Raw genomic sequence first — 16,092 nt, 5'->3', positions numbered from 1 at the left:
TGCTACTCCTCCCCCTTTCCAACCACCACGTCATTCCCGATGACTGCGGTGTCCCTGGTCTGATCGACGCTTCCGAGCACGACGTCCTCCTCGACGATGGAGTTCTCGCCCAGGATGGCGCGGACGACGTGTGCGCCGGCCTTCACGCTGGCGCCAGGCAGGAGGACGGAGTCCTCGACGATGGCGCGCTCGCCCACGAAGCTGTCGGTCGAGAGGATCGAGTGGACGGCCTTGCCATAGATGCGGCAGCCGTTGCCCACCAGGCAGTCGTCGATGGAGCCGTTGGCTCCGACATACGCGGGCGGCCTGGTGGAGGCGTTGCTCATGATGGGTGCCTTGACGTCGAACAGGTCGAAGTCGGGGTTGGCGCCCAAGAGGTCCATGCTCGTCTCGTGATAGCTCGAGATGGTGCCCACGTCACGCCAGAAGCCGTTGTACTCGTAGGTGTAGAGGCGCTTGCCGTCGGCCAGGAGCTTCGGGATGATGTCGTTGCCGAAGTCATGCTCGGAGGTGTTGTCCACCGCATCGGCGTTGAGGGTGTCTACCAGCAGCTTGGCGTTGAAGATGTAGATGCCCATGGAGGCCAGGTTGCTGTCCGGCTTGTTGGGCTTCTCGGTGAACTTGACGATGCGCTCGTCCTCGTCCTGGGTGATGATGCCAAAGCGCGAGGCCTCCTCCCAGGGCACGGGCATGACGGCCACGGTGAGGTCGGCCTCATGGCGCTTGTGATTCTCGAGCATGGCCTGGTAGTCCATGCTGTAGAGCTGGTCACCCGAGAGGATGAGCACGTACTCGGGGTCGTTCTGCTCGATGAAGCCGATGTTCTGGGTCACGGCGTCCGCCGTGCCGGCATACCAGGCGCCACCGGTCTGGGTCGCGTAGGGGGGCAGGATGGAGACGCCTCCGTCGCTCTCGTCCAGGTTCCAGGCACCGCCGGTGCCCAGGTAGGAGTGAAGCAGGTAGGGCCTGTACTGCGTGAGCACCCCGACCGTGTCTATGCCGGAGTTCGCGCAGTTTGACAGCGCGAAGTCGATGATGCGGTACTTGCCTCCAAACGAGACCGCGGGCTTGGCCACGTCCTTGGTGAGGACGCCGAGCCTACTGCCCTGTCCGCCGGCAAGAAGCATCGCTATGCATTCCTTCTTGCTCATGAGCTCCCCTTTCGTTTCTTCGCTGCTGCTTTACTCACCAATATGCCAAATGTCCTTGGCGTATTCCCCAATGGTTCGGTCGCTGGAGAAATAACCCGAGCGAGCAGTGTTCAGGACGGCCGTGTGGTTCCAGACGACCCTGTCAGCGTAGCGGGAGGTGAGCTCCTCCCAGGCGCTGACGTAGGAGTAGAAGTCCTTGAGCACGAGGTCGTGGTCGTTGTTGACCATGAGCTCGTCGCGGACGCTCTCGAAGTTGCCCGAGAGGTGCGCGAGGGTGCCGTCGGTCAGCTCGTCCACGATGCGGCCCAGGCGCTGGCGGTCGGCGTTGTAGAGGTCCCACGCCCAGTACTGGCCACCGGCGCGGAGCTCATCGACCTCCTCGGTGCGCAGGCCGAAGATCTTGATGTGGTCCTCGCCCACGAGCTTGCAGATCTCGACGTTGGCTCCGTCGTAGGTGCCCAGGGTGATAGCGCCGTTCATCATCAGCTTCATGTTCGAGGTGCCGGAGGCCTCGGAGCCCGCCCAGCTGATCTGCTCCGATATCTCGGCGGCGGGATAGATGAGCTGCGCGCTCGACACCGCGAAGTTGGGGACGAAGGCGACGCGAATCTTGTCGTTGACGCGGGCGTCCCCGTTGATCGCCTCGGCGACCGAGTTGATCAGGCGGATGACCTCCTTGGCGAAGGTGTAGCTCTGGGCCGCCTTGCCCGAGAAGATGAAGGCCGTGGGCGTTGGGTCGAAGCTGGGATCGCTCAGGATCCTGTTGTAGACGTCCATGATCTTGAAGACGTTGAGAAGCTGGCGCTTGTAGGCGTGGAAGCGCTTGACCTGCACGTCGAAGACCATCGAGGTGTCCAGCGTGACGCCGGTGGTGCGCTTGACGTAGTCGGCGAGCCGCTGCTTGTCCCACTTCTTGGCCTTCTCGAACTCCTCCAGGAAGGAGGGGTCGTCAGCGTAGGGCTCGAGCCTCGAGAGCTGGTTGGCGTCCCTCAGCCAGCCGTCACCGATGGCGTCGCAGACGAGCTTCGCGTAGGGCGGGTTGGCATTGCCCAGGAAGCGACGGTGGCTGATGCCATTGGTCTTGTTGTTGAACTTCTCGGGCGTGAGCTCGTAGAAGGCGTGCAGGGTCGTCGCCTCGAGTATGCCCGTGTGCAGCGCGGAGACGCCGTTGACCGAATGGGAGAAGATGACCGAGAGGTTGGCCATGCGAACCTGGCCGTCCCACAGGATCGCCGTCTGCTGCAGAATCTCCTGCCAGTTGTCGCGGTCGTGGGGGAAGTCCTCGCGGTAGCGGCGGTCGATCTCCTCGATGAACATGTAGGTGCGCGGAAGCAGCGAGCGGAAGGTGTTGATGGGCCACTTCTCGAGCGCCTCGGGCATGACCGTGTGGTTGGTGTAGCTGATGGTCTCGCGGGCGATCTTGAAGGCGAGGTCGAAGTCGACGCCCTTGTCGTCCACCAGGATGCGCATGAGCTCGGGGCCGCACATCGCAGGGTGCGTGTCGTTGGTGTGGACCGAGACGTGCTTGCCCAGGTTCTCCCAGTCGGGACCGTGCTTCTTCTCGTAGCTGCGCAGGATGGTCTGGAGCCCGGCGCTGACGAAGAGGTACTCCTGCTTGAGGCGCAGGATGCGCCCGTGCTCGCCGGAGTCGTTGGGATACAGGATCTGCGAGATCGCCTCGACGTCGGAGCGGAACTTCATCGCCTTGGCGTAGTCTCCCGCGTTGAAGGCGTCGAGGTCGAAGTCCTCCTCTGCGGGCTCCGCGCTCCAGAGGCGCAGGTTGTTCACGGTCTTCCCGCCGTAGCCCACGATGGGCACGTCATAGGGGACCGCCTTCACCAGGTCGCCGCCCTCCTGGGTGAACCAGAAGCGGCCGTTCTCCTCGTGGCGCACAACGTGCCCGCCAAACTGCACGACGACGGCGCTCTCGTTCTTGCGGGTCTCCCAGGGGAAGCCATGCTCCAGCCAGTTGTCCATCTTCTCGACCTGGCGGCCGCCCTCGATCTCCTGGCGGAAGAGGCCGTAACGGTAGCGCATGCCGTTGCCGTTGCCGTTGATGCCCAGCGCGGCCATGGAGTCGAGGAAGCAGGCGGCGAGTCGGCCGAGGCCGCCGTTGCCGAGGCCCGGGTCGGCCTCCTGCTCGACCATCGTGTCGAGCGAAATCCCCAGCTCGGCGCAGCCCTCCTTGACGATGTCGCGGATGCCCAGGTTGAGCAGGTAGTTGTCGAGCAGGGGCCCGAGCAGGAACTCGAGCGAGAAGTAGTACACCTCGCGGCCGTCGCGCTCCTGGCCCGCGTCGAGGTTCCTGGTCTTGTTGGCGATGAGGGAGCCGAGCACGTAGTAGCGCTCCTGGTCGCTCATGTCCTCGAACTTCTTGCTGAAGCTGCTCTCGCAGGCCTCGCGATACTTGCTCACGAAGTCGGCCTTGTCCTTGAAGATCCTCTTGATGCTGTCTGCCATGTCCATCCTCTGTACGGGTTCGTCGCGGCGGGACCCTAGCCCGCGCGCCTGGCTCGCTCCCTACGCTACGCCTTCTTGGAGGCTGCCCTCCGCGGGGCCTTCTTTGCCGCAGGCTCCGCCTTCTTCGCCGCCGTCGACCTGCCCTTTGCGGGCGAGACGGGAGCGGCCTTCGCGCTCGCGGCGCTCGGCTTCGCCGCAGGCTTGGCTTTGGCTGCTGGCTTGGTCTTGGCTGTAGGCTTGGCCTTCGTCGCGGGCTCCTTCTTTGTTGCCGCCGGCTTCGACTTCGCGGCCGGGGCCTTCCTTGCCGGGGCCTCCCTCTTTGCGGCGGCCGCCGCAGCTGCCTTGGGGGCCTCGGCCTTCTCCGCCGCCTTCATGGCGGGCTTGGCGCTCGCCTCGGACTTGACGGCGGCCTTCTTCGCCTTGGCGGGCAGGGGCCCGTCGTAGCGCAGCACCAGGCCTGCCAGCGGCGGAAGCCTGAGCTCGATGGACTGGTCGCGCATGTTCCAGGGCTCGTCCTCGCTCTCGAAGCGCACTCCCTCGTTGGTCACGCCGGAGCCGCCGAAGGCCTGCGCGTCGGAGTTGAACGCCTCCACCCAGTAGCCCGGCTTGGGGAGGCCAACCCTGAACTGCTCGCGGGTGTTGACGTCGAAGTTGATGAGGACCACCAGGTCGTCCTTCGGGTCCTTGCCATGACGGACGAACGAGATGACCGACTGGTCGCTGTTGTCCGCGTCGATCCACTCGAAGCCCTGGGCGTCGTAGGCATGCTCCCAGAGGGCGGGCTGCTCGTTGTAGAAGCGGTTGAGGGCGGACACGTAGTACTGCTGGTGCGCATGGCTCTCGTACTGGTCTGCCAGGAAGTACTGGACGCCCTCGTAATAGCGCCACTCGATGAACTGCGCGATCTCGTTGCCCATGAAGTTGAGCTTGCCGCCCGCGTGGGTCATCTGGTAGAAGGCCAGGGCGCGCATGCCGGCGAACTGGCGCCAGTAGTCGCCGGGCTGGCGGGTGATGAGCGAGCACTTGCCGTGCACGACCTCGTCGTGGCTCAGGGGCAGCACGAAGTTCTCGTTGAACTGGTACATGGTCGAGAAGGTCAGCAGCCTGTGGTTGCCCGGGCGGAAGGGGAAGTCGGTCTGGCAGTAGTGCAGGGTGTCGTTCATCCAACCCATGTCCCACTTGAAGTGGAAGCCCAGCCCACCGTCTGCGGAGGGGTAGGTGACGAGTGGCCAGGCGGTTGACTCCTCGGCGATCATCATGACGTCCGGGTGGTACTTGCCCACCGTGTCGTTGCAGTCCTGGATGAACTGGATGGAGGCGAGGTCCTCCTCGGTGCCCTTCTCGTTGAACTTCTTCTGGCGCGGGTCGTCGATGCCGAAGTTGAGGTAGAGCATGCTGGTGACGCCATCCATGCGCACGCCGTCGGCGTGGTACTCGCCCACCCAGTAGAGCAGGTTGGACACGAGGAAGGTCTTCACCTCCCCGCGCGCCAGGTCGAACTTGAAGGTGCCCCAGTTGGGATGCTCCTCCTTCTCGTACAGCTTGTCGCCGTTGAAGTGGACCAGGCCGTGCTCGTCACGGCAGAAGCCGCCCGGCACCCAGTCGAGGATGACGCCGATGCCGGCCTGGTGGCAGGCGTCGACGAAGTGCTTGAACTGGCGGGGGTTGCCATAGCGCGAGGTGGGCGCGTAGTAGCCCGTCACCTGGTAGCCCCAGGACCCGTCGAAGGGATGCTCCATGACGGGTAGGACCTCGATGTGCGAGTAGCCCATCTTGCTCACGTACTCGACCAGCTCGTCAGAGAGCTCGTCGTAGCTCAGGTACGAGCCGCTGTGCTCGTCCGAGTCGGGGTCGCCGTTGCCGGCCAGCCCGTCGTCATGGCGCTTCCAGCTGCCAAGGTGGACCTCGAAGATGTTGAGGGGGGAGCCCAGCATGTCGCGCTTGGCACGCCCCGCCATGTAGGCGTCGTCAGACCACTCGTAGCCCGAGATGTCGGCCAGGCGAGAGGCAGTCCCCGGGGGACACTCGGCATGGAAGGCGTAGGGATCCGCCTTGTAGAGCAGGTCGCCCCTCTTCGTCCTCACGAGGTACTTGTAGAGCTGGCCCTCCTCGGCGCCGGGGACGAACCCCTGCCACACGCCGCCGCTGGCAGTCTCTTCCAGGGGGTTCGCGTCGGGTTCCCAGCCGTTGAACTCTCCGATGACGCTCACGCCCAGCACGTCGGGGACCCAGACGGCAAAGTGGAAGCCACGCCTTCCGTCCTCGGTGCATGGGTGCGCGCCCATCTTCTCGTAGCTGCGATACCAGTGACCCTCAGCCAACATGTAGAGGTCATCTTTGCTAATGGTCAGGTCAGGAGTGCGAACGTTCATATCTTCCTCCAGCTTCTTCAGCCTGTGCCGCGCCTTGCGGGGGGGCAGTACCGAGGAATCTTCACAAGACGCCTATATATTCTAGGCCATAGCCTGGGTCGGCACCCATGGCTGCTTTGCCAAATCTGCAAGCGTGGCCAATATTTTGCGGGCGATGGGTATCGGGGCGATCCGCCTGCAACCTCGCCGCCACTCGGAGCCCGCGTCGGATGGAGACCTCGCAGCATGCGGCCCCGCACCTCTCGCCTAGAATGCTCGAAGGGAGAGGAAAGGAGAGGAACATGTCCCGTGAGTCGAAGCGCTCCAAGCGCGAGCGCGGCATCGAGGTCTGCCACCGCATGGGAGATCTGTACCCCGACGTGAGGAGCGCCCTGGACTTCGACGGCCCCTTCACGCTGGTGATCTGCGTGCTGCTCTCGGCCCAGACGACGGACGTGGCCGTGAACAAGGTGACGCCCGAGCTCTTCCGCCGCTGGCCCACGCCCGAGGCCATGGCGGCGGCGGAGATCCTCGAGGTGGAGGACGTCATCCACTCCCTGGGCTTCTACCACACCAAGGCACGGCACTGTGTCGAATGCGCCCAAGCCATAGTCTCGAACTTTGGCGGAGAGGTGCCTGGCACCATGGAGGAGCTCGTCACGCTCCCGGGAGTGGGACGCAAGACGGCGAACATCGTGCTCAACAAGGCCTTCGGCGTGGTGGACGGCATCGCCGTGGACACCCACGTGTACCGCATCGCCTCCAGGCTCAGGCTGGTCGACGCCCCCACCCCCGCCCAGGCCGAGCCCCAACTGCTCGACGTGCTGCCCCGCGAACTCTGGGGGCCCGTCAACGAGCAGTGGATCCACTTCGGACGCGAGACCTGCACCTCGCAGCGCCCCAAGTGCGACGCCTGCGCCCTGGTCGACCTCTGCCCTAGCGCCTTCAAGGCAAACGGCAAGCCCAACGCCAGGCCACGCCGTCGGAGTAGCTAGCGTCGGCCACGGGAGAGGAGTCGCCATGGCAGAGGAGCCAAGGGGGCACTTCTGCAGTTGTGGGGACATCCGCTGCCCCCACAACCCCAACAATCCCAAGAACCTCGCTCGCGGCCTTGGCTGCGATGCCTGCATCAGGAAGAACCTGGCACTGGGCGAGGTTCCCACCTGCATCTTCAAGAACCTGGGCTCGATTGAGGGCTGGGACGACTTCTCCGTCGAGGGCTTCGCGCGCTTCGTGGCGGGACATCCACGGAGCCCCGAGGAGCGCGAGCGCTGCGCGAGGGTGGCGGCGGAGTTCGAGGCCGCGCACGCGGAGAGCTAGGCGCGCAGGCGCAGCCCTTCAAGATAAGACGTCCGCATGCGCCAAAGGACCCCCGGGCCGGCGGGTCGCTGCCGGTCCGAGGGCCTCGAATCATCTCGTGAGACGCCCCTCTCGCCCAGGCGGAGGCCTTATGCCGCAGCGAGCGCTTGGTCGAGGTCTGCGATGATGTCGTCCACGTTCTCGATGCCCACCGAGAGGCGGACGAGGTCCTCCGAGAGGTGCGCCGCCTTCAGCTGCTCGGCGCTGAGCTGCGAATGGGTGGTCGACGCGGGATGGATGATCAGCGACTTGACGTCGCCCACGTTGGCGAGGTGCGTGAACAGCCTCACGTTGTCCACCACCCTGAGCCCCGCCTCGCGGCCACCCTTGACACCGAAGACCAGCGCACCGCCAAAGCCGCCGTGCAGCAGGCGCGAGGCCGTCTCGTGGCTGGGGTCGCCCTCGAGACCCGAATAACGCACCCAAGAGACCTTGGGGTGCCCCTCCAAGAAGCGCGCCACCGCGAGGGCGTTCTGGCTGTGGCGCTCGACGCGCAGGGAGAGCGTCTCGATGCCAATACCGATGAGCTGCGCCGCGTAGGGCGAGAGGGTCGGCCCGAAGTCTCGCAGCTTGTTGGCCAGCACACGGGTCGAGAAGGGGGCGGCAGGGGCGGCGTCCGCGAAGACCACGCCATGGTAGGAGGGATCGGGGTCGGTAAGCGTGGCAAACTTGTGCGGTGTCGAGCTCCAGTCGAAGCGTCCCGTATCCACGACCGCACCGCCCAGCGTCGCGCCGTGACCGCCGATCCACTTGGTGAGCGACTCGATCACCACCGCGGCACCGTCCTCTGCAGGCCGGTAGAGATAGGGGGTCGCGAAGGTGTTGTCCACGAAGACCGGTAGGGGCTCGGGCAGAGAGGAGGCCGCATCGACGAGAGCGGGAGAGAAGAGGGAGTCGCGCGACCTGCGGGAAATCGATGGCCAGAATCGTCGCGGACGCACGGAGGCTCCGCTCTCGCCCTCGGGGCCAGGGAGTCCCGAAGCGCGCGGGCATGGAACGCGGGGGCTTTTCCACATGACGCCCACGCCCTCGGCGCAGCCACCTACAAGGAAAGGGCCCGTCCCCCGATGGGAGACGGGCCCTTTGAAAGCTGTCGCGACACGATGCCAACGAGGCCGCGTCCTTAGTAGTTGACGGACTGCTCCTCGAAGTAGCTCTGCGGGTGGTTGCAGACGGGGCAGACCTTGGGTGCGGTGGCGCCGACGTGCAGGTGGCCGCAGTTCAGGCACTTCCAGACCTTGACGCCCGGACGGTCGAAGACCTCGCCCTTCTCGACGCGCTCGACGAGCTTGTTGTAGCGCTCCTCATGGGCCTTCTCGACGGCGCCGACCATCTTGAACTTGGCGGCGATCTCCTTGAAGCCCTCCTCCTCGGCGGTCTTCGCGAAGCCCTCGTACATGTCGGTCCACTCGTAGTTCTCGCCGGCGGCGGCATCCTTGAGGTTGGTCACGGTGTCGGGGACGTCCCCCTCGTGGAGGTACTTGAACCAGAGCTTGGCATGCTCCTTCTCGTTGCCGGAGGTCTCGGTGAAGATGTTCGAGATCTGGACGTAGCCCTCCTTCTTGGCCTTGCTGGCGTAGTACTCGTACTTGGTGTGAGCCTGGCTCTCGCCGGCAAACGCACTCTCGAGGTTCTTCTTGGTCTGCGAGCTCTCGAAGTCAACTGCCATGTGAACTCCTCTCCGAAGATGCGTGCGGGCCCCTCCCGCACGACGTCTCAAAGCAGCCGCGATAGGCGACTGCTTTGATGGTAGCACTCAGACGTGCCAAATGTCCCCTGAACTATGGCAAAAGCCCTCTCGCTCGAGCTCTTCGAGGAGCTCGAGCACCTCGCCTTGGGCCAGCTCGGCCCTGCCGGCCTCCGACTCGACGCGGCTCAGCTCTTCGGCCAGCACCCCGCATCCAACTCCGACCGCATGGTCGTCGGCATGAGCCAGCAGGATGCGCACGAGCTCGGCGCGCTTCTGGCGGTGCGATCCCTCGAATCTGGACTGCCGCACGTGAGCCGCCGACCGACGCGAGGGGTTGGGAAGGACCCGCTTGAGATGGGCACCGTAATCCAGGAGGGCGTAGTACCAGCTGCGTGGCGAGTCGTCGGGAAGCGAGGCGTCCGGGGGGCAGCACGCCTCCACCAATGGGACGAGGTCCCGGTCTCGCACCCCCACCTCCTCTGCGAGGAGCTCGTGCAGGAAGACCGAGCGCACGTTGGTCTCGAGGTAGACGCCTGGAAGGTCGAAGGCGAAGGCCCTGATGCCCGCCGCGGTCGCCGGACCTATGCCAGGCAGCGCCACGAGCTCCGCGTACGAGCGCGGCATCTCTCCACCGGCGTCGCTCACGGCCTGAGCGGCACGCCAGAGCGAGAGAGCGCGCCGATTGTAGCCCATGCCCTGCCACTCCTCCAGCACGTCGACCGAGCTCGAGGCGGCAAGCGCGTCGGGGGTCGGGAAGCGCTCGCACCAGCGCTGCCAGCGACCGTACACGCGGCTCACCTGCGTCTGCTGGAGCATGACCTCAGAGACCCAGATCTGGTAGGGGTCGCGGGTGCGACGCCAGGGCAGGTCGCGGTACAGCTCGGCCCCCCTCGCCCTGACCCGCTCCCTGAACGAGGCGAGCCCGTCACCGAGCTCGCCCTCCCACTCCAGGCGGGCGGCGCTACTCGTCATCGGAAGCCAGGACCCTGGGACCCACGACCTCGAAGCCCTGGCCCCCCGCCAGCACGGGGTGCTTGTGCTCGGCGACGACCTCATAGAGGGTCACCGAGGAGAAGTAGTCGCGCAGGATGCGCTCCGCCTCGCACCAGATCGGGTTGAAGTGGCAGGACGGCATGAAGGGACAGGGTCCGCCGTCGTCCCCGTTGGTGTCGCAGCTCGAGACCTGGATCGGCCCCTGGATGGCCTCAACCACCGTGCGCACCGTGGTCGCCTTGGGATCGACCGCGAGGCGCATGCCCCCATGCGAGCCACGCGTGCTGTCTATGATTCCGGCACGCACGAGGTCGTGCTGGATCGAGCGGGCGAACGAGTAGGGCACGCTGTTGTTCTCGGCTGCGACCCGAACCGAGACGATGTCGCCATCCGCGCGCACCAGCTCGGAGAGCATGCGCAGCGCGTAATCGGTCTTCCGTGAAATATCCACCTGTGTACCTCCCCTGCGAGCCTCGCGGCGTCCCCATCGCGCGCGGCCTACTTCCAGTCGAGCACCTCCCAGTCGCGGCGCTTGGCCGCGTGCTTCAGCGTCTTGCCCGGGCTCACCGCGTAGGGCTTCTGAGAGGCGGAGAGCAGGTCCTCGTCGGAGTGGTGGTCCCCGTACGCATAGGCGATGACCCACCTGCCCGGCCCCACGTGCTCGTCTGCCCAGCGCTCCACGGCGCGGGTCTTCTCGGGCCCCGCTATGACAGGGCCCGCGACCTGGCCCGTATAACGACCTTGGGCATCCACCTGCATGTCCGTGGCGACGAGGCCATCGACGCCCAGGTGGTCCGCCGCCTCGCGGGCGATGTCCAGGAAGGTGGCCGAGACGAGCAACGTGACGCAGCCCTCGTCCTTGCACTTCCGCACCTCGGCCATGGCTGCGGGACGGTAGCGCGGCAGCAGGACCTCGTCGTGGAAGGAGCGCATCAGGGCAGATATCTCCTCAGGACTCCGCTCGTCGAGGGCGTCGAAGATGACCTCCCGGGCCTCCTCCTGGCGCTGCGGGAGATGGAGCACGTAGCGTGCCCCCCACCAGCCCAGGCGCAGGGCCTGCGAGATCGAGAGGTAGCCACGGGCGAAGAGGTAGCGCGAGAAGAGCGAGCCCGACTGCCCGCTGATCGAGGTACCGTCGAAGTCGAAGACGGCCAGCCTCACCAACTCGTCGTCCTGTCGCCTTTCACCTGCAGCCACCAGAGCCAGCCCCCAATAGACGGTCAGGGACCCGTCGGCCCCGGCACCAAAGCCCTCTAATTGTATGACATAAGTGCCAATTTTTGTCCCCCGCCCCACGGCTGCGGGACGAGGCGAGAGGGACGGTGGGTCCGACGGTCCGTGGCCCCGTGCGCATGGCCACGGACCGCGCAGCCGGGGCCAGCCCTTGCCGCCCTTCTCCCATAAGAAAAAAGCCCCGGAGACCGGGGCTTGAAGTCGCAAATGGCGGGATATGCGGGACTTGAACCCGCGACCTCCGACGTGACAGGCCGGCGCTCTAACCAGCTGAGCTAATACCCCGTTCACCAGGTGCGGGAGCTATTCTACACAGAAGCGCTTCGCCTTGTCCAGTGGCCCTGTGAAAAAAGTTCCCTCCACCATTCATGCACAAGCCTTACCTGTTTTGGCGCCTCCTTCGGGGCATCACCGACATGCGCCCGCATCGGCGTTCGGTGCACTAGCCCAGGGGGACGACCACCAGCCTGCCGTCACTCGTGTGGAGCCTCAGGCTGCTCCCCTGGAGCTCCACCGACTCTATGGATCCCTCGCCCCTCACCGCGTTGCCGTCGGCATCGGTCACCTGGGTCTCGACCGATCCGCCCCCAATCTGGTAGGCAAGGAGGTCCCAGCTGCCGTCGAGGTTCTCGGGCACGATCAGGGCGCCGTTGTAGAGGACCAGCTGGACAGGTACCCCGTCGAGCTCGAAGTAGACCGTCTGGGAGCTCCCGCCCTCAGGCCAGCTCACCAGCGCGTACTTGCCGCTGCTCTGCTTGCGCAGGGCAAAGGTCGTCCCGCGGTTGGTGATCGTCCCGTCCGCCTGGGTCTGGCCCTGCGCCTGCTCCTGCCGCGTCGCCGCGCTCCTGGAGGACGAGAGGGCCCTCCAGAAGAGGAAGCCGCCCAGGGCGAGCACCACGGCGACGGCCACCCCGAGGCCCACGAAGAGCTTGCGGCTGGTCTTGTAGCGTGCCTCTCGCCTTTGGACCGAGGGCTTGTGTGAGCCCTGCAGGCGCATCTCGTCGCCCAGGCCTATGCGCGTCCACGACGAGGTGGAATCTGCCGAGATCTTGGAGACGTTCTGCCTCGTCTCGACCGTCGCCCCCTGCCCAGCGGATATGCGCTGGAAGGAGCCCGTCTGGGCGGGGTCCACGCCAATGGGGCGCGGGGCGTCCTGCTCGGCGCTGGCGGAGTCGGGCTCCAGCTCATAGCCGTCGCGGGGGACGTAGCGACGCGCTGCGGGCTGGGCGTTGCCGGCAGAGTGCTTACCGTGACGGGGGGCGGCCCCGCTCGTGTGTTGTGACATGACAGACCTCCTCGCTCTGGCGTGCATCGTAGCGCACCGGTGCCGCAAGTTGTCGCTACAGCACCCGGCGGGCCTCAATGGCCCGCCCAAGGGTCACCTCGTCGGCGTATTCGAGGTCGCCGCCCACGGGCAGGCCGCTCGCGAGGCGCGAGACCTCGACCCCCAGCGGGCGTATGACGCGCGAGAGGTAGGTGGCGGTCGTCTCGCCCTCCACGTCCGGGTTGGTGGCCAGGATCACCTCGCTGACGGAGTCGTCGGCTAGGCGCTGGAGGAGCTCCTTCACGTGCAGCTGGTCCGGGCCGACCTTGTCCATGGGAGAGATGACACCCCCCAGCACGTGGTAGAGGCCATGGTAGACGCCGGTCTTCTCGATTGCGGTGACGTCGCGGGGCTCGCTCACCACGCAGATGCTCGCGCGGTCGCGCGAGCCGTCGGAGCAGACGTCACAGGTGTCGCGCGTCGCGTAGCTGAAGCAGATGGGGCAGAAGTGGACCTGGTGCTTGACCTGCACGATCGCGTCGGAGAGGCGTCGTGCCGTCTCCGCGTCGGACTCGAGCAGGTAGTAGGCGATGCGCTGGGCCGACTTGGGACCGATGCCCGGAAGCCGTCCCAGCTCGTCGAGGAGCCTCTGGAGGGCCCGGCCGTCGTTTGCCTCTCTCGGCATGCCTAGAACAGCCCTGGGATGCTCATGCCGCCCGTCACGCCCGAGAGCTGCTGGTTCGCTGCGGACTGCGCGGCAGAGAGGCACTCGTTCACGGCCGCGACGATGCTGTCCTGCAGCATCTCGACGTCCTCGGGGTCCATTGCCTCGGGGTCGATGGTGATGGAGTCGATGTGCATGTCGGCGGTTCCGCTGACCTTGACCATGCCGCCGCCCGCAGAGGCGGACACCTGGATGTCGCCCAGGCGGTCCTGTGCCTTGGCGAGCTCCTGCTGCATCTTCTGGGCCTGCTTCATCATCTGCTGCATGTTCACGGGACGTATCCTTTCATGGGCGCGCCGGGGCGCAGTCCGTTCGTGGTCGTGCCGCGGCGCTCGGGCCGCCCTCACATGGTAGCCGCGTTGGGCGGGGGCTCCCCTGGGCAGGGGGCGAATCCCCAACTACTCCGCCGCTCCCCCAGAGCCGTCGGGACGCTCGACGCGAGCCGAGACGCCGTCGCCGAAGACGTCGGTGAGCATGTCCAGGATGTCTTTCTGCTCGGGGGTGAACATCTCCCTGGGCTCCCTGGGGGCGGTCCCCGCAGCCGGCTTGGGCTTGGGCGCCGCTGCGGGAGCCGGGCTTGGGGCTGGCTCCCGCCTGGGCGCTGGCTTCGGCTGGCTGGACCCGGGGGCACCCGCCTGACCGGCGGTCTGCGCGGGCGCCACGGCCGACGGGGAAACCACGGGTCCCGTCTGGGAGACTGGCCCCTGGGGCGGCAGGGGTGCGGACGAAGCGGCCGCCGGGGCCTGGTCGGCGTCCTCTCCATACGCGAAGGCGGACGCATCGTCGTAGGGTACGGCCTCGTCTTCCCAGGGGGCCGCATAGCTCGGCCGTGCGGGCCGGGAGGGCGCCGCCGGGGCGGGAATCGTGGACGTCGAGGCCGGCTGCATGGCTTGAACGCTGGGTGCGGCAGGCGCCGGCACCGGCGTGGGAGACGGCGCCTGAGCACGCACGGGAGCCGGCGCTGCGGCGGGAGGCTCGGCGCGGAGCTTGCGCGCTATGTCCGCACCAACCAGGCTGGACTCGGCAAAGACGAGCCTCCTGTGCCCAAAGACCTCCTCCACGGCAGTCCCGACCACCGAGCGGACGTCGTCGCGCTCGAGCATCTTGACCGAGAATCCGGAGCCCTTGGGCAGGTTGACCTGAAGGACCTCGCCGTCGTCCTTGAGGGCGGAGGACTGCAGGAGCAGGGAGCCGCGCGGGGGGTCGGAGGCGAGAAGGCCGTCGCACACCTGCTGCCAACGGCGCTGGAGCTCTCCCCCATCCGTGACCGCGGGGAAGGCGTGCGCCACAAGTCCCACGGTCGACGAGTTGGGCCGAGTGGGGGTGGCGGCCTGCGTCGGCCGCGCGGGGATGGGCTCCGGGTTCGTCGGTGCCGCCTGAACGGAGGCCGGCGCTGCCGCAGGCTTCGGCCTGGACGACACGTTTGGCTGGGCCGGGGCAGGGACGGCGGCCGACGCCGGCTGTGTCGCGGGCGATGGGGCGGATGCGGGAAGCTTCGTAATCCCGGGATGGGCGGGAGCCGCCTGCACTGGCTGCGCGGGCCTCTCGCCCGTGGGAACGGACGACCGGACGGGGGCCGCCGGCGTCGTCGGCACGGGCCTCTCGCCTGTCGGCGCAGGCACCTGGACGGGGGCCACCGGCACGGGGGCGGCCACGGCACCCGCCGTCAGCTCCGCCACCCGCCGCTCGAGCTCGGCCATGCGGTCCGCGAGCGCGTCCAGCGTGAGGTCGGACTTGGGCCGCGCGATCCGGGTGAGCGCCACCTCGAGTACGAGCCTCTGGTTGGTGGCGGTCCTCATCTCCCTCGAGGCGTCCCCCATGATGCCGAGCGCGCGCGACAGTCGGTCCGGCGACCCGAAGGCAGCCGCCTCCTCGTCCAGAGCGCGCAGCTCGTCCTCCGGCAGGTCGACGACTCCGGGCCTCGCCCCGACGGCGGCGACCACATAGCAGTCGCGCAGTCGCGCGGCCAGCTCGCGGGAGAACTGCAGCAGGTCTCGCCCGGCGTCAACCAGAGTCGCCACCTCGCCAAAGAGCGCGGCGACGTCACGCCTTGCCAATGCGAGCGAGGTCTGCGCGAGCTGCGCACCCGACACCTCGCCCAGGAGGTCGCGCGCCGCCTCGGCCGAGACCTGTCCCCCGCCGAAGACCGAGAGCTGCTCCAGGGTGGAGAGCGCGTCTCGCATGCCCCCACGGGCGTGACGGACGACCAGCTCGAGGGCAGCCGGGTCGTAGCCGAAGCCCTCCTGCTGGCACACCTTCTGGAGCTGGTGCAGGATGTCCTCGTGGGCGATGGCATGGAAGTCGAAGCGCTGGACGCGACTCAGGATGGTGGCGGGAATCTTCTGCGGGTCGGTGGTGCAGAGCACGAAGACCACGTGGCTGGGGGGCTCCTCGAGGGTCTTGAGCAGCGCGTTGAACGCCGCCGTCGTGAGCATGTGGACCTCGTCGATGATGTAGAGCTTGTAGCGGCCACGGACCGGCGCGTAGCCGACGCTGTTGATGATCTCCTCGCGCACGTTGTCGACGCCGGTGCGTGAGGCCGCGTCGAGCTCGTAGACGTCGGGATGCTCCCCGGCCGCGATGAGCCTGCACTGCTCGCAGCTGCCATCGGGCAGCTGGCCTGCGCCCCTCTCGCACATGAGCGCCTTGGCGAGCAGGCGGGCCATGGTGGTCTTGCCCGTCCCGCGCGGGCCGCAGAAGAGGTAGGCGTGGCTCTGCCTGCCCTCGAGCACCGCGCGTTCCAGGGTGCCCACCACATGCTGCTGCCCCACCACGTCCGCAAAGGTCTGCGGGCGATACTTTCTATACAGGGATTCCATCTGACCTCCGCGCCTCTTGTCCGAGCCACAAGTATAGCCGCGCGGGGG

At 66.9% G+C, this 16,092-nt stretch carries 14 protein-coding genes and 1 tRNA gene; 2 read left to right on the top strand and 13 right to left on the bottom strand.

The genetic code is table 11. The features are described from left to right. Window positions 1-2: 2 nt before the first annotated feature. From HMPREF1868_RS07795 to glgB, 3 genes are all read right to left on the bottom strand, one after another. Window positions 3-1,151 (bottom strand): glucose-1-phosphate adenylyltransferase, encoded by a 1,149-nt coding sequence (locus HMPREF1868_RS07795; protein ID WP_062531576.1) that lies wholly within the window; start codon window positions 1,149-1,151, stop codon window positions 3-5. Window positions 1,152-1,181: 30 nt separating this feature from the next. Then, window positions 1,182-3,611, bottom strand: a complete 2,430-nt coding sequence (locus tag HMPREF1868_RS07790) for a glycogen/starch/alpha-glucan phosphorylase (protein WP_156439445.1) — start codon at window positions 3,609-3,611, stop codon at window positions 1,182-1,184. A 65-nt stretch (window positions 3,612-3,676) separates the two neighbouring features. Then, the gene (gene glgB, locus HMPREF1868_RS07785) at window positions 3,677-5,983 is read right to left on the bottom strand and encodes a 1,4-alpha-glucan branching protein GlgB (RefSeq protein ID WP_062531575.1); all 2,307 of its coding nucleotides are present in this window, start codon (window positions 5,981-5,983) and stop codon (window positions 3,677-3,679) included. Between the two features lie 281 nt (window positions 5,984-6,264). Here glgB and nth point away from each other — a divergent pair, with 281 nt between their 5' ends. Then, window positions 6,265-6,957, top strand: a complete 693-nt coding sequence (nth, locus tag HMPREF1868_RS07780; protein ID WP_062531574.1) for an endonuclease III — start codon at window positions 6,265-6,267, stop codon at window positions 6,955-6,957. Between the two features lie 25 nt (window positions 6,958-6,982). Beyond that, window positions 6,983-7,282, top strand: coding sequence for a DUF6485 family protein (locus tag HMPREF1868_RS07775; protein WP_062531573.1), 300 nt, complete (start codon window positions 6,983-6,985; stop codon window positions 7,280-7,282). A 128-nt stretch (window positions 7,283-7,410) separates the two neighbouring features. Here the strand turns inward: HMPREF1868_RS07775 and HMPREF1868_RS07770 are convergent, their stop codons facing one another. The 10 genes from HMPREF1868_RS07770 to dnaX form a co-directional block, all read right to left on the bottom strand. After that, entirely contained in the window at window positions 7,411-8,262 is an 852-nt protein-coding gene (locus HMPREF1868_RS07770; RefSeq protein ID WP_082719587.1) for a PLP-dependent transferase, read from the bottom strand. Between the two features lie 182 nt (window positions 8,263-8,444). Then, window positions 8,445-8,990 carry a rubrerythrin gene (gene rbr / locus HMPREF1868_RS07765; protein WP_009278343.1) on the bottom strand — a complete coding sequence of 182 codons (546 nt, stop codon included), beginning with the start codon at window positions 8,988-8,990 and terminating at the stop codon, window positions 8,445-8,447. Window positions 8,991-9,077: 87 nt separating this feature from the next. Next, the gene (locus HMPREF1868_RS07760; RefSeq protein WP_062531572.1) at window positions 9,078-9,983 is read right to left on the bottom strand and encodes an HhH-GPD family protein; all 906 of its coding nucleotides are present in this window, start codon (window positions 9,981-9,983) and stop codon (window positions 9,078-9,080) included. Continuing rightward, entirely contained in the window at window positions 9,973-10,455 is a 483-nt protein-coding gene (locus HMPREF1868_RS07755; protein WP_062531571.1) for an RrF2 family transcriptional regulator, read from the bottom strand. The genes HMPREF1868_RS07760 and HMPREF1868_RS07755 overlap by 11 nt, the downstream gene beginning before the upstream one ends. A 47-nt stretch (window positions 10,456-10,502) precedes the next feature. Next, the gene (locus HMPREF1868_RS07750; protein ID WP_197414979.1) at window positions 10,503-11,201 is read right to left on the bottom strand and encodes an HAD family hydrolase; all 699 of its coding nucleotides are present in this window, start codon (window positions 11,199-11,201) and stop codon (window positions 10,503-10,505) included. Window positions 11,202-11,445: 244 nt separating this feature from the next. Continuing rightward, a tRNA-Asp gene (locus HMPREF1868_RS07745) sits at window positions 11,446-11,522 on the bottom strand. Between the two features lie 157 nt (window positions 11,523-11,679). Then, window positions 11,680-12,522, bottom strand: coding sequence for a hypothetical protein (locus HMPREF1868_RS07740; RefSeq protein WP_009278339.1), 843 nt, complete (start codon window positions 12,520-12,522; stop codon window positions 11,680-11,682). Between the two features lie 55 nt (window positions 12,523-12,577). Further along, on the bottom strand, window positions 12,578-13,186 hold the full coding sequence (gene recR / locus HMPREF1868_RS07735) for a recombination mediator RecR (RefSeq protein ID WP_009278338.1): 609 nt from the start codon (window positions 13,184-13,186) through the stop codon (window positions 12,578-12,580). A gap of 2 nt (window positions 13,187-13,188) precedes the next feature. Next, window positions 13,189-13,497: a YbaB/EbfC family nucleoid-associated protein gene (locus HMPREF1868_RS07730; RefSeq protein WP_009278337.1), complete on the bottom strand. Its 309-nt coding sequence runs from the start codon at window positions 13,495-13,497 to the stop codon at window positions 13,189-13,191. 126 nt (window positions 13,498-13,623) lie between these two features. Beyond that, the gene (gene dnaX / locus HMPREF1868_RS07725; RefSeq protein WP_062531570.1) at window positions 13,624-16,044 is read right to left on the bottom strand and encodes a DNA polymerase III subunit gamma/tau; all 2,421 of its coding nucleotides are present in this window, start codon (window positions 16,042-16,044) and stop codon (window positions 13,624-13,626) included. Window positions 16,045-16,092 lie beyond the last annotated feature (48 nt).

The organism is Olsenella sp. DNF00959, from assembly GCF_001553055.1.
GTDB classification, from domain to species: domain Bacteria; phylum Actinomycetota; class Coriobacteriia; order Coriobacteriales; family Atopobiaceae; genus Olsenella_I; species Olsenella_I phocaeensis.
The sequence above is the reverse complement of the archived record's forward strand: the minus strand, read 5'-3'. Positions and strand labels throughout refer to the sequence as shown.